Below are 22,887 nucleotides of genomic sequence, written 5' to 3' on the forward strand. Positions count from 1 at the left end.
AAAAAGATGAATAAATATAAATTAACACCATATACAATACTGGTTTCTTTTATTTTGTTATTCACATCATGTGATGACTATTTAGACGAATTACCAGATGACAGATTAGAGCTAGATACTGCCGAAAAAGCAGCAAAAGTAGTTGCAGATTCTTATTCACAAGGGAGTTACGCCTTTACAGATATGTACACAGATTTGGCTGGTCCGACTGGAATAGAAAATGGCGGCGTAGTAGCAAATGCAGGAGGTAATTTTATCGATCAAAATTCGCTTCAGCTATATACCTGGGAAGATGTAGACGGAATCGCACAGGACACGCCAACTTATTTTTGGGACAGATCTTATGAAGCAATTGCCCAAACGAATGAAGTATTGGTTGCAATAGATGATTTATCGGGAACTACCGATTTTAAAAATGCCATTAAAGGAGAAGCATTACTCTCTAGAGCTTATAGCCATTTTATGTTAGTTAATGTCTTTGCTTTACATTATGATCAAAATGCATCTACAAATTTAGGTATACCATATGTACTTAAGCCAGAAACAAGATTTCTTCCGGATTATGAAAGAAATACAGTAGAAGAAGTTTATGATTTAGTAGAAAAAGATCTTCTAGAAGGATTATCGCTAATAGATGATCAGTTTTTCTCTGGATCAAAAAAATATCATTTTACAAAAAAGGCAGGATTCGCTTTTGCTTCGCGTTTTTATCTTTGGAAAAAAGATTATATAAATTGTATTAAATATAGCGACCTTTTCTTTGATGGAAATCCAGAATTGTATGTAAAAAAATATGATGAGCTACAAGGATCAACGTATAACGACATTGCGGATAAATACAATGAAACAACCGATGATAGCAACGTATTGGTTATGCAAAAATTCAGTAATCATCAAAGAGTAGGAACAGGTTTTAGACTAAACATCACAGATCTAGGTGTGTTATTTAACAACCCCTTAAATACTTTCGACGAAAGAACTTCTACCGGTATCTGGAATGTAGGAACAGATGCAAGATACACTGCCAGATTAAGAGAATATTTTTTCAGAGAAAATTTAAGTTCTAACTCTGGATTACCTTACCACGTTTCTATAGAGCTAAAAGGTGAAGAAGTTTTACTAAATCGTGCAGAAGCACAACTATTTGCAGGAGCCCAGAACGAAGCTTTGTCAGACATTAATGTGCTCGCAAGGCTGAGATATAACAATCAAGAATATAACGATATTAATCAGTTAATTACTTATTATAATGCTACCGATGGAATTGATGCAATCGAACAATTAATTCTTGATGAAAGAAAAAAAGAATTTTGGGATCACGGTCTTCGTTGGTTTGACATAAAAAGATTTAACCTTTCTATTTCACACACATTACCTGAAAATCTTGGTGGAGAGACATTCGAACTTACTACAAATGATTTAAGAAAAGCAATTCAAATCCCAGATAGTGCAATTGATTTTGGAATCACACCTAATCCTAGATAATATTAGACATGAAGAAAACAAATAATTTTATAAAAAAGCTTTTTACAATCTCTTTATTAAGTGTTACACTAATTAGTTGTGAAAGAGAAAAAAGTATTACTGCCGAAAGTATTTTCGAACAAGAGCAGGAATCGACAGATCCTCTAGATATTTATTTAAAAGAAGAGTTTAGAGATCCTTATGGAAGTGTGATCATATATAAATTCGTAGATCGCTATATTGATGCTAATCGAACCGCCGTACCTCCAAGAAGAGATGTTGTAAGGCCGGTTGCAGAATTAATAAAACAAGCGTGGATTGAACCTTACAATATGGGTTCCGATGAAGGAGAGGACTTTTTGAAGAGATATTTTCCTGCAGAGATCGTATTTTTAGGTTCGCCCTTGTATAATGGTGATGGTACTATTACTTTAGGTACAGCAGATGCCGGTGTAAGAGTTACTTTGACTCAGGTTAATGATTATAGTCCTGACAATAATGACTGGATTATACAATCATTTAGGACATTACATCATGAATTTGCTCACATCATAGATCAAAACTTCAACTTTGATGTAGAATCATTCTATGAAATTTCAGGAGAAGATTACACCTCTCCAGGCACCTGGACTACTTTGATTTCCGGAAGTGAAAACAGTACTCAGTCCATAAACAATGCTATCTCACGCGGTATGGTTACACCTTATGGGACTTCTTCTGTAGCTGAAGATTTTGCGGAGATTGTTTCCAGAATAATTACAACAGATCCTATTGAATTTGAAAATACATATATAACTCTGGAAAGCTGTTCTGGTGGAGATGAAGATTGTTTTCAAAGAAATATTGGACGTCAAAGAATTCAGGAGAAATACAACGCTGTATTACGATATATGAAGGAAGATGTTGGTATTGATTTATTAATAGTTAGAGATGAATTTTTAAATACCCTTAATTAATAATACAAAACATAATAATATGTTACGAAATATAAAAATCAATTCATTGTTGTTTTTACTATTAGCAGTTTTTGCGTGTAGTGACGATGATGTTCAACCTTTATTCGAACAGGATTCTGATACAAGAGTAAATATACTATTAGAATCTTATCGCGAGACCTTAATTAATTCAGAATTTGGATGGAAAACTGTATATCAACCAGGAACCAATTTTGGAGGAAACAATATTTATTTAAAATTTAATGAAGATAAGACGGTAGATATCGTTTCAGATGTACTAGGAGGTCAAAATGATTTAGAAACAACTTTTAGAGTAGGAATTAGTCAATTTCCCGAATTAGTATTCGAAAACTACACCACTTTCCACGCTTTATTTGAAGCTCAAAACTTTAATTTAGGTGCTGAATTTGAATTCATTTTTGAGGAAGTAAGTGAAGATCGAATCAAATTTAGAAGTAAAACCGATATTTCTAATCCCACGGAAATAATTTTTGAAAAAGCTACAGCAGAAGATCAAGAAAATATAGAAAACTTAAGAGCGTTTTATGATCAACTTCAGGATGATACAAATACGCTTAGATTTATTAGAAATTTAGTTGTGTTAGATGATGCCAATAATATTCTATACAATAGAACCTTTACGTACGTTGATGATTTAGAAAGAACTGCAGGTGTTACTGACTTTAATTCAGAAACAGGTGAAATTTCTACAGAAATATTACCAATCAGTATAACAACAACTGGGTTTAATTTTTTAGCACCTTTAATCCTTGGAGATTTAAGTATTTCTTCTTTTATCTATGATCAAGACTTAGGTACTTACACTTCTACAGACAGTGGTGTAACTACAATTATTGGCTATGATTTAGCTCCTGTGGCTACCGCAATAATTCCTGAACTTGCTTCTCCAGATGTAAATTCATTTGGAGTTGATTTTTCAACATATTCATATTTCGATGAATCTTTTGGTAGTAGTTTTCTTAATCAAACATCAGAGAATTTCAAAAATCTAGCGAAGGCAAGTGACGTTTTTCGAATAGATATGGTTCTTGATGATCCAAACTTTTCTAACCAATCATATTTCATTTTTAATATGAATGATGGAAGTTTAAATTTTGCAACGTTTACCAGAGAAGTGATAGCAAACGAAAGAGTAGTTTTCACATTTTCTCAATTCTTTGGAGACACAGATGGCCTAATCAATATATTCGCATTACTATTTAGTACTGATGGATTTTACATGACTCAAACAGACGAAAGTCGATTTGCTTCAAATCCTTCATACAAATTCACAAGTGTTATTGCCCCTAATCTTAATTTCTCTGTTTACGGACTGTAATAAAGAGAATTAGCCTATTTTTTAAATCTTCGGGAATAAATTTCCCGAAGATTTTTACTTAAAAAAAAGGAGCTGTATGTAATTAGTACTTTGTACTATTTATTTGCATTTTTCATTGCTCTACTACTTTCTTTAGCTTTTGTTCACTAGTTATTCCCTTAGAAAAATTAACTGCAGTTTCAATCAATGCTAAATGAGAATATGCTTGAGGAAAATTCCCTAATAATCTTTTGGTTTTAAAATCAATATCTTCACTAAACAATCCTAAGTGATTACTATAAGACAACAATTGATCAAACATTGTTTTTGCTTTTTCTTCCTCACCTATTTTATAAAGACTATTAATAAACCAAAAACTACAAATAGTAAAAGAAGAAGACGGTAATCCAAAATCATCTTTGTTTTTATAACGGTATAGTAATCCATCATTGCATAACTCCTTTTCTGTAGCTTTTACCGTACTTATAAACCTAGGATCCATAGGTTCAATGAATCCATAAGATTCCATTAACAACGTAGAGGCATCCAGATCTGAAGAACCGTAAGACTGTGTATATGCTTGCACTTCTTCGTTCCATGCATTTTCATAAATATCATTGTAAATTCGATCTCTAAGTTCAATCCATCTAGAGTTATTACTCGTTTTACCTATTAATTCTCCTATTTTTATTGCTCTATCTACAGCTACCCAACACAATAATTTAGAAAATGTAAAATGTCTTTCTTCAGTTCTAAACTCCCAAATACCTTTATCTGGTTTTTCCCAATTAACATTAACAATATGGACAATACTTTTACTAATAGTCCATAAACTCTCACTGTTATCTAAGTCACAATCAAATTTTACAAACTGTTGATATATCACATTCATCAAAATCCCATAAATATCATTTTGTTTTTGATGGTATGCTGCATTACCAATACGCACTGGACTCGATCCTTTATATCCTTCTAAATGATCCAAAGTTTTTTCAGTTAATTGTCTTTCTCCATTGATTCCATACATAATCTGTATTTTCTCATCTTTATCAGGAATAATGTCGATTATAAACTGAAGAAAACGTTGTGCTAATCTTTTATGACCCAAATCAGAGATCACTTTAATTACCATGGATGCATCTCTAATCCAGCAAAATCTATAATCCCAGTTACGAACCTCTCCTATAGTCTCTGGCAATGAAGTAGTTGCAGCAGCTAATACCGCTCCAGACTTTTCATAACTTAACAATTTAAGTACTAAGGCACTTCTCAAAATTTGATCATTATAAACTTTATAAGAAGTAGTATTCTCACTCCAGTTTAGCCAGTAGACTCTCGTACGTTGCAACTTTAGATAACAACGTTCTAAAGATTGCTCCAACAATTTCTCATGATAACTAATTAAGAAATATGCGTGACTTGTTAATTGAATTTCTTTTCCACTCAGAATCTCTTCTGAATTTAAATCTGAATAAAGATATAAAGTATCATACTTATCTTTATCCGTTATACTTTTTATATAATTATCAGTTGTTTTAAAATAAGTTTCCTCTTTAGCATACTCCAGCTTAGGGTCGTATTTTACTTTAAAAACAGGAGCTCCAGAAATATGTTTTATATATCGTATAATATCCGACGGTGCGTAAAAAGAGCCATCCGCTTCTTTATATCGAGGCATAAAATCAATACTCTCAAAAACATCATTCCCATTTCTAAATTCAGTTACCAGAATATTTGTTTTATCAATGTACTTTTGAGAAATAGTGTATTCCTCAGAAACTAAAATCTCAAAAGAACCTCCTTTTTTATCATCAAGAATTTTTGCAAAAACAGAAGAAGAATCAAAATTTGGTAAGCAACACCAATCAATTGCCCCTGCTTTTGAAATTAATGCTGCACTTTTACAATTTCCAATAATCCCGTAGTCTAAATTGTTCATATAACTCGTAGTTCTTTTAAATAAACGTACCTTTATTCTCCAAACCGAAATTTAATAAATCAAAATTAGTCAACCAACTTTCACCACGCTTTATGAGTAAAACTATCATAATCTCAAATCGATTACCCTTACAATTAGAAATTGATAATAATTCGATCAATGCAATACCAAGTGTTGGAGGATTAGCAACCGGAATGAAGTCAGTTCACTCAGGAAGCGATAGTATTTGGATCGGATGGAGTGGACTAACAGAAGAACAATTAGACACTGAAAAAAGAAATCTAGTTGAAAAAGCACTAAAAAAACATCAGTGTGTTGGTGTACCATTAACTGAACCTGAAATAGATGGTTTTTATTATGGTTTTAGCAATAATACCTTATGGCCATTATTCCATTATTTTATGGAATATACAGAATTTGATAAAGACAGCTGGGAAGTATACCAACAGGTAAATCAAAAATTTGCAGATATAATTATTGAAAATCTTGGAGAAAATGACACTATCTGGGTACATGATTATCAACTACTATTACTACCTGAGATGATTCGTAAAAAGAAACCAAACGTAACTATAGGTTTCTTTTTACATATACCATTTCCTTCATACGAAGTTTTCAGAACTATTCCTTGTAGAGAAGAATTATTAAAAGGGCTTTTAGGAGCTGACTTAATTGGTTTTCATACATATGATTACGAACGTCATTTCCTGAGTTCTGCACAAAGAATTTTAGGGTTAGAAATCAACTTCAATAATGTTCATATGGACAATAGAATAGTGAAGGTGGATTCTTTCCCTATGGGAATTGATTATGAAAAATTTCATAACGCTGCTAAAATACACGATGAGAAAGAGAAAAAAGATCAAACTGAGATACAACAAAAGATAGATGAACATTTAATAAGTGGAGATAGAGCAAAACTTATATTATCCATTGATCGACTAGATTACACCAAAGGAATTGCTAACAGATTAAGAGCTTTTGAATATTTTCTGGACAAGTATCCTCAATTTAAAGGTAAAGCAAGATTGGTAATGCTTGCTGTTCCATCCAGATCTAATGTTCCGCAATATCAATTACTAAAAAATGAAATAGATCAATTAGTAGGTAGGATCAATGGTAAATTTTCTGAAGTTAGCTGGACACCTATTTGGTATTTTTATCGTTCTATGCCTTTTGAAAATTTAATTGATCTCTACACTTCTAGTGATGTAGCATTACTAACTCCTATTCGGGATGGAATGAATCTGGTGGCAAAAGAATATATAGCCTCTAGAGTTGATCAGAAAGGTGTACTTATTCTGAGTGAAATGACTGGAGCTTCAAAAGAAATGAGTGAAGCATTGATTATAAATCCTAATAACTTTGAAGAAATAGCAGACACTCTAAAATTTGCCTTAGAAATGCCGGAAGAGGAACAAGTAAAGAGAAACAAAGCGCTACAAAAAAGGTTAAAAAGATACAACGTAGAAAAATGGGCGAATGATTTCATGGAGTCTTTGGACGCTACAAAAACAAGAGCTAAAAAATATTCTCTTAAGAAATTGACTTCATCAATTAAAGAAAAGATGCTTAGTGATTTTCAAGACTCTAAAAATAGAATTCTCTACATAGATTATGACGGAACACTAGCTCCTTTCGAAAAAATTCCTGAAAATGCAAAACCAACTCCAGAAATATTTGATATTTTAGATACGTTGCAAAAAGATAAGAATACTAAAATTATACTAATAACAGGAAGAGATAAATTTACTTTCAATAAATGGTTTGGACATAAAGACTATACCCTAATAACAGAACATGGAGCTTGGTTAAAAGAGCCTACTAAAGACTGGGAACTTTTAGAACGTGTTAGTAACGATTGGTTCGAATCAATTGCACCGGTATTAGAATCATTTACGGACAGAACACCTGGTTCTCTTATAGAAGAAAAAAATTATTCATTAGCTTGGCATTTTAGAAATGTAGATCCAGATTTAGGAAAATTAAGATCTATGGAATTAAAAACTACCATACAACATCTAATAGCAAATCATAATCTGGAAATTCTAGAAGGTGATAAAGTATTAGAAATAAAGATAAGCGGAATTGATAAAGGTAAATCGGCTTGTAAAATGCTAGTAGAAAAGGATTATGATTTTATCTTTGCTATTGGAGATGATTGGACAGATGAATATATGTTTAAAGAATTACCTTCGTCTTCATATACAGTAAAAGTGGGATTAAAGAAAACAATAGCTAAATACTATGTAGAAGGCACTAACCAAGTACACGAATTATTAAAAGAATTTAATTAAATCTAGTAAACGTACATCTCTGAAACCAAAATTCTATATACTTCCCGTAATTATAATTGCTCAATTTTTCTGTACTTCTTTATGGTTTGCGGGAAATGCAGTTATTGATGATTTTTCTGCTCAGTTTAACGTAGGATTTAATATTCTTGGATATCTATTATCTACAGTTCAATTTGGTTTTATAGTAGGTACGCTAACCTTTGCTTTGTTAACTTTAGTTGATAGATTTCCTCCCTCAAAAGTGTTTATGATATCTGCTATTCTGGGAGCACTATGTAATATTGCCTTATTAATCCCAAATATTACTGTACTAAATGTATTAACTGCACGTTTTGGCACAGGGTTTTTTCTAGCCGGAATTTATCCTGTTGGCATGAAAATAGCTTCAGATTATTATAAAGACGGATTAGGAAAAGCACTAGGATATTTAGTAGGCGCTTTGGTTTTGGGTACCGCATTACCTCATTTATTAAAAGAAATCTCTTGGAACAGTGATTACAAAGCGGTCATCCAATCAACCAGCATACTTTCATTCATTGGTGGTTTATTAATTTTCTTATTTGTCCCTAATGGCCCTCACAGAAAACCTGTAACAAAACTACAATTAGGAGTAATCACGGAGCTTTTTAGTATCGTTAGTTTTAGAAAAGCAGCTTTAGGTTATTTTGGGCATATGTGGGAATTATATGCTTTCTGGGGATTTATTCCTGTGCTGTTAAAAACATATGTGGAACAAAACCCAATTGGGCTTCCTATATCTTTTTGGTCATTTATTGTTATAGCAATTGGCTTTTTTTCTTGCATCTTAGGAGGGTATATTTCTTTAAAAACAGGAAGTAGAAAAGTAGCTCGAAATTCGCTTATTATTTCAGGGCTCTTTTGCCTCTCCTCTCCTCTACTTTTCCAACTACCAACAGAGATATTTTTAACCCTGCTTTGTATTTGGGGTATGGTCGTTATATCAGATTCTCCTCAGTTTTCTACATTGGTCGCTGCCGCAGCTCCTGCAGAGTTAAGAGGAACTGGGCTTACTATAGTGAATTGTATTGGTTTTGCCATTACTATTATAAGCATTCAGTTACTTTCATATTTAACCACCAAAATAAATCCTACTTATTTATTTTTATTTTTGGCAATAGGTCCTATCCTAGGGTTATATAGTTCCCGAAAATAGCGAATATAATATATTACTCTACAGTTATATATGTTTTAATTGAGATAGGAAATCCATTATCTTTAAACCCTTCTAAACATATTTCAAAATCTCCAACAACGTCGGATGTATAAAATTCGATACTACTTTTCCCTTTTGTCATTTTTACATTTGGTTGCCATAATAATTGGTTCCTAAAATCAGGAATTTTATTGTTTGACTTGTCATCACTATATTTTTGTTTAAAATATTTTTTACTTGCTTGTAAAGACGATAAAGTAATTTTAGCACTAGTATTAATTGAATTTAAATAATCTCCTGCTATTGTTTCAATTATAACTACCCCTTCGAAGATTTGAGGCCCTAAATAATATCGATCTTGAATAAAACTAATACTTTTAATCTTCCTTGCATCATAGTTTATGATACTTTCATGATCTTGAACAAAAACACCATCAACAACTAATAATGGTAAAAAACTTTGTTTTTTCACAGTAGGGTAGTATCCTCTTACTACAAAGACTTCATTTTCATTTTCATCTTTTTTAGTCCATACACTTTCTACAACCTCTACTATTGTTTCTTTAACCGTTCCAAACCTGGTATAATCATCTAGCTCATAAGTTTCTATTTCAGTTCCGTGAAAAGCAAAAGCGTTCGTAAGCGCCTGTAGCGTATCAGGTTTCACACTATAAAAAACATTATCAATTTGATTATAAACACTTCTCTTTACTATTTTATCTTTTAAAGAAGGAGAAATTTTAAATTGATAAAATTCCAAATTTACAGCTTGTACTTCTGGTATTTCAAAAATTTGTACCGTATAATTTTCTTTATCTTTTCCTAAAACCTGAATCAATACTTCATCCCTATCATTTCTGTTATTTAAATTAAACACAAAATTACCTTTGTTGTCGGTTAAAACAACTTTCACATCACTAGTCTTACCTGGAATTGATAAGCCTACAGACTGTTCTGAAACTGAAAAGGACGTTTCTTTAGGAAGAATCTTTCCATAAAGTAATTCTCCTCTCATTTCTGGTAAAAAAATAGAAGTTCCAACTGCTTTAGTTGGACTATCAATACGATTACTATATAAGGTAGAAAAATCCTTAGCTCTTACTGGTAATGCTTTTGCAAATACATCTTTTTTCCTTACCGAAAGAGAATAGTTACCTTCTGCTGTATTTAATTGGGAGTTTTCTATACTAAGTTTCACCAAACTCCTTTTATTATAAGATTTAGTGTCTGTGGTTAGTTTTAAATCGATTTTAGTATTCTCTTCTGGCGCATTGATTAGCTCACTTCCTTTTGAAAATTCTGTTATAGGGTTGCCTAAAGAATCTTTAGCAATGTCAGCAGAAAGAATTTTACTTTGATTGCCTTGGTATGGATTTAGTATACTAATATCTGCTTGAAAAAAACGAGAAGCCTCATTTAACATCCATTGTGTATAACCAATTAATTTATAGTTTCCAGACGGGATAGATACTGGGACAAAAAAATCACCTTGTCCTAGGCCGTTTTCCAAACTTATTTTATGCTTAAACACAGCCTTTTCATCTTCGTCTAAAAGCACTAAGTAAGCAACTTTACTTATAGTACTCAGAGCATTACTCTTGGCATTAAAGCAATATACGCGATAATAAAAATATTCCCCCGAAAACAATAATGATGTATTATAATGTATAAAGATCTTCTCTTGAGGAACAAGAGTATAGCCATAAACATCCTTATTGGTTTTTAACACCGACTGTCGTTGTCCGTAAGTACTACACGTTAAAAAAAACAGGACGCATATAATTGATAATATTCTCACTAGTCTAATTTTATATTAAAATTTCTCATTTCTCTAACAATGTATTTTATCGCTTAATCTACCCAAAAATCCGGAGCTTCACTAACTCCTAATGCAGTACAATCTCCACAAGCTCTAGGTAAAAAAAAACGAAAAGAACCTTCTGGCACTATAGGTTCACCAGGAGTCGGTGACGTATCTGGTAAATATCTAACCTCATTACTATTTATAAATCCACGAATAAGTTGATGAAAAGTTATAAGATTGTCTAAACCTTGCTCTGGCTCTATTAACTCACATTCTAAGGCGAATCGTGGTAAATCCGTAAGAAAATCACTTCGATCCACAAAAATACGTTGCTCTGAAACGGTAGAAACATCAAAATAGCCTAACACTTTATCATCTTGGTTACTTTCTGAAGTAATATTTCCAGTTATAAATCCAGGTTGTATTTGTGAAAACAAACTCTCTGATTCAGAGAAACTACTTAGTATTTCATAGAACCCATTAGCCTCTCTAGATTGTACATATTGTCTAACTAATATACTATATCTACTATCAACTCGTATATCTTCTGCTGGTATAAAATTAACCTCTAGCGCCGTTATACGATCTTCTTCAAAAATTGTTGTATTTGTAATTTTTATATTATTAGATACATTCTTTGCATAACATATTTTTTCATTTACAGATCTATCTACTAAACCAAACTCAAAACTTTCTGCTCCTTCTGCTGTCACTACAAGATCAAAAGGATACCATAAAGGAGTAAGTATTCTATACGTTTCTTCAAATTCATAACGATAATATTGTGAATTTCCTGTTGGATCAAATGTGTCAACAAATATCCCTAACCCTTCTACTCCATTATTATTAGTAATTCTTTGAGGATAAACTCTTTCAATTGATGTCTCTTGTGGTAAAGTTACCTTATCCGAAACATAGGATTTCCCGTCTGATGTTTGTAATGACAATTCATATTCTTTACCTGAACTCGCTGCAAATTCCTGTACAGAACGATATGTTCCAGGAGCCTCTTCTTCAAAAAGATATTCTACTCCAGCGTCTTCTATCACTTTTACTATAGCACCTTGTTCTAAAAGAGGGCCATCATCTTCGAATCTAAATGTTCTAGACAATAGGATTTCTTGGTTTTTTACCTCATCAGTAATAGTAGCATTTATTACTAAAATATTTTCGAAGTTTTCAGTTTCTATTTCAAAAGGATCGATACAGCTATTCAGAGTACCGCATACCAACATGACGACTAATATTTGCTCCCACCTTATAAACTTAAATACTTCTACCATTCTAAAACTTCTAAAACATTATTTATCTTTTATGATACCGTACGCAAAATCCGCTCCTTCAATTATAGGTATATCAACCATTAATCTATCCAAAAATCCGGGGCCTCACTAACTCCTGATGTTGTACAATCTCCACAAACTCTACGAACAAAAGTAAAGGGAATAGATCCATCAGGAGGAAGTGGTACATCAGAATAATATCTAACAGTATTACTATCTATAAAATCTCTAATAAGCATATGGTACTCAAGCAAGGTACCAAACCCTTGTTCAGGTCTAAATATATCGCACTCTAATTCGAACGATGGTAAATCCGCTAAAAAATCATCACGATCGACAAAAATACGTTGTTCTGAAACAGAGGAAACATCAAAATAACCTAATACTTTATCATCTTGGTTATTTTCCGAAATAATATTGCCGGTTACAAATCCAGGTTGTATTTGAGAAAACAAGCTCTCCGATTCCGAAAAACTACTTAATATTTGATAAAACCCATTAGCTTCTCTAGATTGCACATATTGTCTGACTAATACACTATACCTATCTTTAATTCTTATATCTTCTGCCGGTATAAAATTAACCTCTAAACCCATTATACGGTCTTCTTCCAAAATAGCAGTATTTACTATCTTGATATTATTGGATATACTATTGGCGTAACATATTTTTTGAGTTTCTGGTCTTTCTACAAAATCGAAATCGAAAAACAACAATCCTGGTCCGTCCCTAGTTACAATAAGATCAAAAGGATACCATTTAGGTGGAACTACTCTATAGGTTTCTTTAAATTCATAACGATAATATTGTGAATTACCTGTTGGGTCAAACGTATCGACAAATATCCCTAAACCTTCTCCCCCATTATCATTAGTAATTCTCTGAGGATAAATTCTTTCAATTGATGTTTCTTGTGGTAAAATTACCTTGTCTGAAACATAAGACTTTCCATCTGCAGTCTGGAGCGATAATTGATATTCTTTACCTGAGCTTGCTGCAAATTCCTGTACAGAACGATATGTTCCAGGAGAGCTTTCTTCAAAAAGATATTCTACACTAGCATCTTCTATTACTTTTACGATAGCACCTTCTTCAGAAATTGGACCGTCATCTTCGAACCTAAAAGTTCTTGTTAATAGAACTTCTTGATTTTTCATTTCATTTGTAATCGTAGTATTAACTACCAGTATATTTTCAAAATTTTCAGTTTCTATTTCAAAAGGATCAATACATCCAGACATCATACTACAAATCCATAGCAGAATTAAAATTCTCCTATTTATCATACATTTACTATATCTTACAAAGAGTCTCACGTATTTAAAATTTAAAATTATAAGTAATAGAAGGTACGGGTACAGAAAAAATAGAAGTCTGCAATGCTTTGACTTCTCCATCTTCTGTAACAAAAAACACAGAGAACGGATTGTTTCGACCTAAAACATTATAAATTGATATGGTCCAAAAACTATGTCCTACTTTATTTTTCTTATGATTCCCTTCTATATTAAATCCAATATCTAATCGATAAAAATCTGGAATTCTAAACCTATTCCGATCACTAAAAACGGTGAAATCTGATCCATTAAAAGTAAAACTACCAACAGGAAAAGTTACTGGACGACCTGTTTGATAAACAAAATTAGTTGCCAAACTAAAACGTTTAGTAAATTTATAATTAGCGACTAAACTAAAATCATGTGGCTTATCAAAGTTAGAAGGAAAAAACGCTCCACCATTAACTCGTTCCTCTCTAAACTCGCTATCTAATTGAATTAAAGAACGAGAATACGTGTATCCTAACCAACCATAAAGCCTTCCTTTTTGTTTCTTGAGTAAAACTTCTACGCCATATGATCTTCCATTTCCTTGTAATACTTCGGTTTCAATGTTCTCATTGAGTAATATTTCTGCTCCGGTTTTAAAATCAACTATATTTTTAGATTCCTTATAAAACCCTTCCAAACTGAGTTCATATGCACCGCCATCAAAATTTTTATACCCTCCTAAAGCATATTGTTGCGAGCTCTGGGGTTCTATATTAAGATCAGAAAGTTTCCAAGTATCGATTGGCGAAATCGTAGTGTTATTAGATAGAGTATGGATGAATTGAAAAGTTTTATTGTAAGATGCCTTTACCGAAAAATCTTCTCCAATTAAATACCGCCCTGATATTCTAAATTCTGGACCGCCATATGTTTCTATAACCTCATTCTTATCAAATGATAAAGTTTCCTCTCTTGTATCTTCGCTTCTTGGTGCTCCTTCTTGATATACATTTTGCGTTCCTTCTCCTAGAAAATTATATATAGAATATCTTATACCTGCATCTATAGTTAAGTTTTTGGTGAGATCTATTTCTGTTGCTAAAAAAACTGCCGATTCTAGCGCTCGTTCTCTTTCGATCTCAAATGGAGTTACAATAGATTCCTCTCCTTTGGGATCAATGCTACCTGGATTTACACCATATAATTTACTAGAAACACCGTAATCAAATTTAAGCTTACTACTATATAAATATTTAAACTGAAGTTTTAATTCGGTTTCATCTATACGATATCCCAAATCAAAATCATCATTTGATTGGCCATCAAACTCTATAGCAAATTTATATTGGCTATTTGATAAAGCCAATTTCCCTGTGTTTTTCTCATTAAAACGGTAGTTCCATCTTAAAGAAAACGCTCTGTTATTGTATACATATAATGAATCCGAAGTAATACTAAAATCATCTCTACTTAGATACGCTGTGGCTTCTACTTTTGATCTTTCTGTAATCTGATGGTTATACTTTGCCACCACATCATAAAATGAGGCCTCGCTATCATTAAGAGACTCTTCATCTAGAGAACGTAAAACCCAATTGGCATACGCTCCTCTTCCTCCTACCATTATTCCCGCCTTATCTTTAACAATTGGCGTTTCTATGAGCACGTTTCCTGTAACCGGCCCTACAGAAGCCTCTCCCTTAAACTCTGTAACACTAGCATCCTTGGTGGTTAAATCAAAAACGGATGATAACCTACCTCCAAATTGTGCTGGAATATTATTTTTATATATGCTAACATCTCCTAACGCAAATGGATTTAAGGCAGAAAAAATTCCAAAAAAGTGTTGAGGATTGTATATAACAGCATCATCTAGAAGTATCAAGTTCTGATCAGATTTTCCTCCTCTAACATTATAACCAGATGCTCCTTCTCCCGCAGTAGTAATACCTGGTAAGGTTGTTGCCACTTTAAGTACATCTCGCTCTCCCAGTGCCAAAGGAATATTCTTAGACTCCTTTACGTCGATTTTAGTTTTTGTAACTACCTCACTTACATTATCATTAACCTCTGCATTTAAAATAACTTCATCCAAAAACTCTATTTTCTCATTGAGCTCTATATCATATCTACCATCATTATATATGACCACTCGCTTTTTAAAACGCTCCATTCCTATAGCACTAATCTCTACGATATTTGATCCAACAGTTAGTTCTGTTTCAAAATATCCTTCGGCATTAGTATCAGCTCCTACATCATTCCCATTAACTACAATAATAGCATTAGGTAACGGCTTTCCAGTTTGGATATTCATGAGGGTACCATAAAACTTAAACTTCTCCCTTGAATTACCTCTAAGTGCTCTACCGATAGTAATTGTTTCTATTTTACTATTCTTGAATGCTTTCTTAGTTGATGTAAAAACAGGAGAAATTATTTTGGCGGTTTCCTTTTCTATTTCAACAGAATCTTTCTCATATTCGCCAAAAAACCGATCAGGTAAGGTGTCATATATAATACTGTTTTTAGCAAGAATTACCTTGTTATTCTCCATTATATAAAAGTTAACAATGGTATTTCCGAAAAGTTCTTCTAAAACTTTAGTCATAGACACATTTTCGTAGTTACCTGACATACCCTTATAATCGGTTAACCAGGAATCAATAAAATAGAAATGATAATCAGTTTTCTCCTCTATCTGATTTAAAACAGAAATTAAATCAGTATTTTCAAAAGAAAGAGTTAATAAAGGATCGTTTTGCTGAGTCCAGCCATTGAAAACTAGCAACGAAAAAAATAAAATAAAACATTTTCTCATAATACTATACTACTTTTAGTGGTGATGACTCTTTAATAATGTTTTTGAATAATCGTTGCATAAATCCATCTGGGTTTGATTTTTTAAGCGTTTTATTTTTAATATAAAACTGATTAATTACCTTTTTTAAAGCAGGATACATCTTCATGATATCTCCTTTGGATTTAATGCGTCTGTAATGACCATCAGCAAACAATACAAACGCATTCTTACTTACAAATTCAAAATACAGCTTGTTATCTCCCACATTTCCGATCTTTTTCCTTCTTATTTTTTTATGTCTCTTTAACAAAGAATATGAAGCATTCTCTAGTAACACTTGGTGGAAACCATTTACTAAAGTATTATTCTCCTCAAATCCATCGATTCTTATAAATGAATAATCTTCGATAGTAAACCGATCTACTTTATCACGTATCAATTCTAAAATGGAAGCTACTGCACCAGGCTTTAGTGCTACTAAAACGTTATCTGTTTCAAGATTGTACTTCATATCTACATTATAATAAACCTGACCATCATATGAAATAGATCCTGTTACAGCATCATCACTTAGGAAGAATGAATGCTTTCCTTTATATATACGATTAACATCAAGATTCACATACTGTTTTCCATTATATAATCCAGTATGTTCTTGCCCTACAACCTGATCAAACCAATTGTAATAAAGGTTTTCCTTTTCTTTAACTTGACTAAAAAAAATAAACGGTAAGAATAAAAAAACAATTGTGTTTTTAGTAGTTTTCCCCATATTTATACTGATCTGTGATATAAAATAACGAACGCTTAACTCCTATGTAATAAAGCTTAAGGACAAAAAAACGTACCTTAAGGATATCTAAGTCAATCGATAAATTAATTAAAGATTTAAAAACTATCCCCTATAGTTTCTTAAAGGCGTCTAATTTAAGTAAATAATGAATATTAAATTTTCAATAAGTGTTAAGAAAAGATTAAAAACAAAAAATTAACAGAAGAATGCTTCTTTTTTGACCCTATTCACTAAACCGATGGATAGAACCCTATAATTACAGTTAAAAAAGTAGAAAAATTTTAAATCTGATGGTACTAAATATCACTAACCGTAGCCGAAGTGGCCTTATTAAGAATATCTATAATTATCAGAAACCGACAAGTTAGGATTGTTTCCAAGGTTGATTATTGTAGTCCTTATAACTCTTAACAAATACTTAAGAAAATCCTTGATATTTCAGTGTATTTTAGAAAACAAAAAGTATGCGAAACTGCTTCATACTACTAACTCTGATAAACGTTTTTATATTATCAGCGCAATCAAACACTGAAATTTATTTATTTGATATCTCTATCAATGAAAATGTTTTAGAATTAAAAAATCAAAGAAACATTTCTAATAATGATGGTTATGATAATCAACCATCATTCTACAATGATAATATCGTATTATTTGCTGCTACCAGAAATGGACAGACCGATATTGCGAAATACAATATAATAGATGACAAAATCGATTGGATTTCTAAAACATTACAAGGCAGTGAATATTCACCAATTAAAGTTCCTAATCAAAAAGCAATATCGGCTATTAGATTAGATACTACTGGAAAGCAATTATTGTATCAATATGACTACAAAACAGGAAGTCCAAAAGTATTAATCAAAGATCTTGTAATTGGCTATCATATTTGGTTTAACAAAAACATACTCGTCTCTTCAGTACTGGAAGAAGGTGGATTATCATTGGTAGTTTCTAATATTACTGACAACACTAACAAAACATTCCAAAAAAAAATCGGCAGGTCACTACATAAAATCCCTAATTCTGAGCTTATTAGTTATATCAATAAAGAAGATGAAAAATGGGAAATAAAATCATTAAACCCCATTACTGGAGAAACAAAAAAAATAATTAATAGCATTCCTGAGGCAGAAGATATGTGTTGGCTTAGTAATGGAACTATCCTCATGCCAAAAAATAACATCATTTATAAGTTTAATCCTAAAACCGATACAAATTGGAGTATGGGTCATACTTTTCTTGATAAAGAGATCGCTAGTATTAGTAGAATTACCACCAATGAAATTGACAACAAGCTTGCATTGGTTTCTGATGTTTCTCCAGAATATGTAGTCCAAAAACAATTAGATGCTTATAATGCTAGAAATATTGAGGGCTTTTTAGCTACCTATTCTGATCAAGTACAAGTATATAACTACCCGAATAAACTGACCTATGAAGGTAAAGAAAAAATGAAAAGTATGTATGCTCCATTTTTTGACAAAACACCAGATTTACATTGTAAAATAAAAAACAGAATTGTTCACGGTAATAAAGTAATTGATGAAGAACTAGTTCTCATCAATGGCAACGAAATTAAAGCTGTAGCTATTTATGAAGTAAAAAACGGAAAAATTTCTAAAGTAACCTTCTTACAATAGATCTATTAATCAACTTTATAAAAGCGCTTGATTTTTCTTTTTTAAGTGTTTTGGGTATAACTCACGTGTCCAAGTCATTAAAAAATATTCTCCAGAATTTAAATATAAAGATCCAACATAGAAACTTCTCAGATAGAATATCTGAATGGTTTTCTAAAAAATAAAAAACGTTATACAACTCTATATATGTGATTATAGCAGCTATTTTAAAGAATCGAATTGTCTTTGTATTTTTTTTGGCAAGGTATAATACTTTTAAAAGTAAAAAATAGCAACCACTACGCAAAATAAATCGAAAAACAGGGTAACATTTTGCACAGCTAAGACACATATATTAAATACTATGGGTCATTTGAACTCAACTAAATAAATTTCACAAATTAACACAATAATGAAAAAACAACTTTTATTTGTTTTAATGACAATTTTAAGCCTGAATTGCTATTCACAAATTACTTATGAAAAAGGATATTATATTAATAATACAAATCAAAAAATTAATTGTCTAATCAAGAATATTGACTGGAGAAATAATCCAAATAAATTTGAATATAAACTATCCGAAAATAGTGAATCTAAAAACGCAACAATAAAATCAGTTAAAGAATTTGGTATTAATAATATTTCAAAATACATAAGAAATACTGTAAATATTGACAGGTCTAGTGATAACATCAATAATATATATTTTAATAAAAGACCTATATTTGAAGAAGAAGAGCTTTTTTTAAAAGTATTAGTTGGAGGTAAGTCTTCATTATATCAATACGTTGACGGTAATATAGAAAGGTATTTTTATAATAAAGACAACTCTAATATTGAACAATTAATCTTTAAAAGATATAAAACCAACGAGAATAAAATTGGGAAAAACAATAGATTTAAACAACAGCTATGGAATGATCTGAAATGTTCAAGCTTTAAAATGAGTAAAATTGAAAATTTAGACTATAAAAAAAATGAGTTGGTCAATTTTTTTATAGAATATAATAATTGTAATAATCAAGAGTCTGTCAATTTTGAAGAAAAACAAAAAAGAGATTTATTTAATTTGACAATCAGACCTCGTTTAAATAGTTCCTCATTAACAATACAAAACTCCGTTTCTAATTCTAGAAATAATGATTTCGATAATGAAATAGGTTTTGGTTTTGGAATAGAAGCGGAATTTATACTCCCTTTTAATAAAAACAAATGGGCTATTTCTGTTGAGCCAACTTATCAAAGTTTCAAGTCCGAAAAAACAACTAACGTAAATAATATTTCTGGAGGAGTATTAATAGCAAATGTCAATTACAGTTCTATTGAAGTCCCTTTAAGTTTAAGACATTATTTCTTTTTAAATAATAACTCCAAAATTTTTATAAATGCTTCTTACGTTCTTGATATTAATTCAAAATCATCAATTGATTTTGCCAGAAATGATGGTTCAAATTTAGATTCATTAGAAATTAAAACAAGAAGAAACTTTGCTTTGGGAATTGGTTATAAACAAAATGATAAATATAGTTTAGAGGTAAGGTATCAAACCGATAGAGAAATTTTAGGAACCTATACATCTTGGAGTTCAAAATATAAAACATTATCACTAATATTTGGATATTCGCTATTCTAAAAAAACGCATAACAATGGCTCATAATTAAGAGCTTAAATAAGGAACTAATAATAGCTCCATACTTTATGCATTGTTAAACGAACGGGAAACTAAAATGAAGACAATAAGAATAAAACAAGCCGAGAAAAATGAAATAAATTGGATAAATGTAAAATATTCTGAAGTAGGTTTTGTGAAATCCAATTATGAAAACGAGTATATCATTATTGCTCAAGTAGAAAATAAAAATGCTGGACTCGGTAGATTAGTGCAAATTGACAACAATAATATAGAGCTTGGAGGAATTTACGTATTTCCAAACTTTAGAGGTTTTGGAGTTGCAGAAAAGATAGTTCAACATTTATGTAAGGAAAACTCATTCGGTATAGCTACCATCTGGTGTTTACCCTTTGAAAACTTATCGAATTTCTATTTAAAATTCGGATTTCAAAATTGTGAGCATGTAAAAATTCCTGAAAAAATAACTCAAAAACTAAAGTGGTGTAATTCTGAAAGTAAGTATGATGAAAAAGTACTGATTCTTTGTAAAACGAGTAAAATGTAACATCAAAGCATACAAAATAAAAAACAGATACTCGTATATTGTAAGTAAAAGTAAAGCAATGTGTTATTAAACGAAAATTAAAGCAGCTTATCGAAAATACTGAATAATAAAGGGAAAAAGCCGTTATTTAGGTAACAAATACGCTCATCATAGCACTAAAAGAAAAACCTTAAACCAACCATAGCCTATGGCACTTCAATCAAAATTGGATATTTACATCGGAGGAACACCTATAACATCGTTCAAGACTTTTTCTCTTAAACAAAAAATAACGGAACATCACGATTTTGAGTTAGTTTGTAGAACAGATGTTTTAGAACAACTATCTGGAGAAATGGTATCTCAAACTAAAAACTTTTTAGGAGAGTCCTTTATAGTACAAATAAAAGCTTTAGGTTTCGCAGGAGGATATAAAGAACTAGCATTCAAAGGAATAGTTACTTCTGTAAATAGCACCAAGGGATTTCAAAACAGTACTGGTGATAGCGTTGTAATTTCTGGTAAGAGTAGTTCTATAATAGCAGATGATGGCCCACATTATGCATCTCATAATGACATACCCTTATCTGATATCTTACAAAAGACATTTCAAGGATATGATACCTCCATGTTAGCTCTAGCTTTTGACCCTACAAAAACAGATGCTTTACATTATAGTGTACAGCAAAATGAAAGCTCCTATGAATATGCAACTCGACTTGCCGCGCAATATAGCGAATGGTTTTATTACAATGGAGGCTCTTTAGTTTTTGGAAAAACTGAATACGATACAGTTCCCCTGTCTTATGGGATCGACTTACAAGAATTTTCTCTAAAATTAGCTCCAAAACCTAACAAGTATAAATACTTTACGAATGATTATTTAACGGATGCGCAACACGAGAAATCAACTGCAGAAGTTGATACCGGAGTCAATGGATTTAACCAGTTTACCAATGATAAAAGTGAAGCTATATTTGCAAAAGAAACCGCCGTTTATATCAACTCATATGATGATGCAAAATTAAAACAACGACTAGATAATCACGTTATACAACAGAAAAAAGCTACCGTAGTAAACCAAGTTATCGTGAAGGGAAAAAGCGATAATCCTGGCGTTAATTTGGGAGATGTCGTTACAATACAGGATGATATGACGGGATATGGCTCCTTTAGAATCATCAAAGTTACTCACTCTGCTTCAGAAAATGGTAAGTACCAGAATGAATTCGAAGGAATTACTGCAGAGTTGGATGTATATCCCAATACAGATATGATGGCATTTCCTAAAAGCGAAACGCAGATCGCGACGGTAATGGAAAATGTTGATCCTGATGGATTGAGTAGAATTCGTGTTCAGTTTCCTTGGCAAAAACCATATGGAGAACTTACACCATGGTTGCGTGTTGTTTCCCCACATGCTGGTGGTGAGAAGGGGTTTCATTTCATACCAGAAAAAGGAGAAGAAGTCCTTATAGGTTTCGAAGGGGGTAATGCAGAACGACCTTATGTAATGGGAAGTTTATACACAGGCGCAGCACAGCCAGGAGCGTTCCAGAGTGATGCTAATGATATTAAAGCAATTCAATCCAGAAGTGGAACTAAATTAGTATTGGATGATAAAGAAGGGTCTACAACAATAACCGATCAAGGAACAGCTGGTATAAAACTAGATGGAAATGGACTTTTAATATCACAAGCTAATGAAAAATTTGAAGTTAATGTTGGTGATAAATCTAGTACGCTGGTCATGGATAAAGACGGAAAAATTGACATTGTAGCAAAAGAAATATTCCAAGTCGTTGTTGGTGAAAGTTCTTTGATCTTAAAAAAAGATGGAACAATAGAACTTAAAGGTAAAAATATCACTGTAATCGGAGATACTATAGGATTATCAGGTAACGATAACATAAGTGTAATTTCTAAGAATAGCCAGGTTTATCTGGATGGAAATGCAAAGATTATTGGTTCTAATGTTGATATTAATTAAAAAATAATGTTAA

At 31.7% G+C, this 22,887-nt stretch carries 15 protein-coding genes; 9 read left to right on the top strand and 6 right to left on the bottom strand.

Annotated features, from left to right (window positions below; genetic code table 11):
• Positions 1-6: 6 nt before the first annotated feature.
• Genes Q0921_RS10760 through Q0921_RS10770 form a run of 3 tightly spaced genes read left to right on the top strand, consistent with a single transcriptional unit; the run spans position 7 to position 3,759 of the window.
• Positions 7-1,485, top strand: a complete 1,479-nt coding sequence (locus Q0921_RS10760) for a RagB/SusD family nutrient uptake outer membrane protein (protein ID WP_299256622.1) — start codon at positions 7-9, stop codon at positions 1,483-1,485.
• A gap of 8 nt (positions 1,486-1,493) precedes the next feature.
• The gene (locus tag Q0921_RS10765; protein WP_299256624.1) at positions 1,494-2,420 is read left to right on the top strand and encodes a substrate import-associated zinc metallohydrolase lipoprotein; all 927 of its coding nucleotides are present in this window, start codon (positions 1,494-1,496) and stop codon (positions 2,418-2,420) included.
• Positions 2,421-2,439: 19 nt separating this feature from the next.
• Positions 2,440-3,759: a DUF4302 domain-containing protein gene (locus tag Q0921_RS10770; protein ID WP_299256626.1), complete on the top strand. Its 1,320-nt coding sequence runs from the start codon at positions 2,440-2,442 to the stop codon at positions 3,757-3,759.
• A gap of 112 nt (positions 3,760-3,871) precedes the next feature.
• Here the strand turns inward: Q0921_RS10770 and Q0921_RS10775 are convergent, their stop codons facing one another.
• Positions 3,872-5,677 carry a glycoside hydrolase family 15 protein gene (locus Q0921_RS10775; protein ID WP_299256628.1) on the bottom strand — a complete coding sequence of 602 codons (1,806 nt, stop codon included), beginning with the start codon at positions 5,675-5,677 and terminating at the stop codon, positions 3,872-3,874.
• A gap of 92 nt (positions 5,678-5,769) precedes the next feature.
• Between Q0921_RS10775 and Q0921_RS10780 the strand changes: the two genes are divergently transcribed.
• Both Q0921_RS10780 and Q0921_RS10785 read left to right on the top strand, forming a co-directional pair.
• Positions 5,770-7,974 (top strand): bifunctional alpha,alpha-trehalose-phosphate synthase (UDP-forming)/trehalose-phosphatase, encoded by a 2,205-nt coding sequence (locus tag Q0921_RS10780; RefSeq protein ID WP_299256630.1) that lies wholly within the window; start codon positions 5,770-5,772, stop codon positions 7,972-7,974.
• A 55-nt stretch (positions 7,975-8,029) separates the two neighbouring features.
• Positions 8,030-9,148: an MFS transporter gene (locus Q0921_RS10785; protein WP_367183342.1), complete on the top strand. Its 1,119-nt coding sequence runs from the start codon at positions 8,030-8,032 to the stop codon at positions 9,146-9,148.
• A 13-nt stretch (positions 9,149-9,161) separates the two neighbouring features.
• Here Q0921_RS10785 and Q0921_RS10790 read toward each other — a convergent pair whose 3' ends face one another.
• The 5 genes from Q0921_RS10790 to Q0921_RS10810 all read right to left on the bottom strand — a co-directional run bounded on the left by Q0921_RS10790 (position 9,162) and on the right by Q0921_RS10810 (position 17,078).
• Complete coding sequence (locus Q0921_RS10790; protein WP_299256632.1) at positions 9,162-10,946, bottom strand: hypothetical protein; 1,785 nt, start codon at positions 10,944-10,946, stop codon at positions 9,162-9,164.
• A gap of 53 nt (positions 10,947-10,999) precedes the next feature.
• Positions 11,000-12,235 (bottom strand): DUF4249 domain-containing protein, encoded by a 1,236-nt coding sequence (locus tag Q0921_RS10795; protein WP_299256634.1) that lies wholly within the window; start codon positions 12,233-12,235, stop codon positions 11,000-11,002.
• Positions 12,236-12,315: 80 nt separating this feature from the next.
• Positions 12,316-13,521, bottom strand: coding sequence for a DUF4249 domain-containing protein (locus Q0921_RS10800; RefSeq protein ID WP_299256636.1), 1,206 nt, complete (start codon positions 13,519-13,521; stop codon positions 12,316-12,318).
• A 34-nt stretch (positions 13,522-13,555) separates the two neighbouring features.
• Entirely contained in the window at positions 13,556-16,324 is a 2,769-nt protein-coding gene (locus tag Q0921_RS10805; protein WP_299256638.1) for a carboxypeptidase-like regulatory domain-containing protein, read from the bottom strand.
• 4 nt (positions 16,325-16,328) lie between these two features.
• Positions 16,329-17,078 carry a hypothetical protein gene (locus Q0921_RS10810; RefSeq protein WP_299256640.1) on the bottom strand — a complete coding sequence of 250 codons (750 nt, stop codon included), beginning with the start codon at positions 17,076-17,078 and terminating at the stop codon, positions 16,329-16,331.
• A 485-nt stretch (positions 17,079-17,563) separates the two neighbouring features.
• Here Q0921_RS10810 and Q0921_RS10815 point away from each other — a divergent pair, with 485 nt between their 5' ends.
• The 4 genes from Q0921_RS10815 (at position 17,564) to Q0921_RS10830 (ending at position 22,874) form a co-directional block, all read left to right on the top strand.
• On the top strand, positions 17,564-18,745 hold the full coding sequence (locus tag Q0921_RS10815; RefSeq protein ID WP_299256642.1) for a nuclear transport factor 2 family protein: 1,182 nt from the start codon (positions 17,564-17,566) through the stop codon (positions 18,743-18,745).
• A 391-nt stretch (positions 18,746-19,136) separates the two neighbouring features.
• Entirely contained in the window at positions 19,137-20,360 is a 1,224-nt protein-coding gene (locus Q0921_RS10820) for a tRNA modification GTPase (RefSeq protein WP_299256644.1), read from the top strand.
• A 95-nt stretch (positions 20,361-20,455) separates the two neighbouring features.
• Complete coding sequence (locus tag Q0921_RS10825) at positions 20,456-20,905, top strand: GNAT family N-acetyltransferase (RefSeq protein WP_299256646.1); 450 nt, start codon at positions 20,456-20,458, stop codon at positions 20,903-20,905.
• Positions 20,906-21,092: 187 nt separating this feature from the next.
• On the top strand, positions 21,093-22,874 hold the full coding sequence (locus tag Q0921_RS10830) for a phage baseplate assembly protein V (protein WP_299256648.1): 1,782 nt from the start codon (positions 21,093-21,095) through the stop codon (positions 22,872-22,874).
• The last annotated feature ends 13 nt before the right edge of the window (positions 22,875-22,887 follow it).

The organism is uncultured Aquimarina sp., assembly GCF_947496855.1.
GTDB lineage: Bacteria > Bacteroidota > Bacteroidia > Flavobacteriales > Flavobacteriaceae > Aquimarina.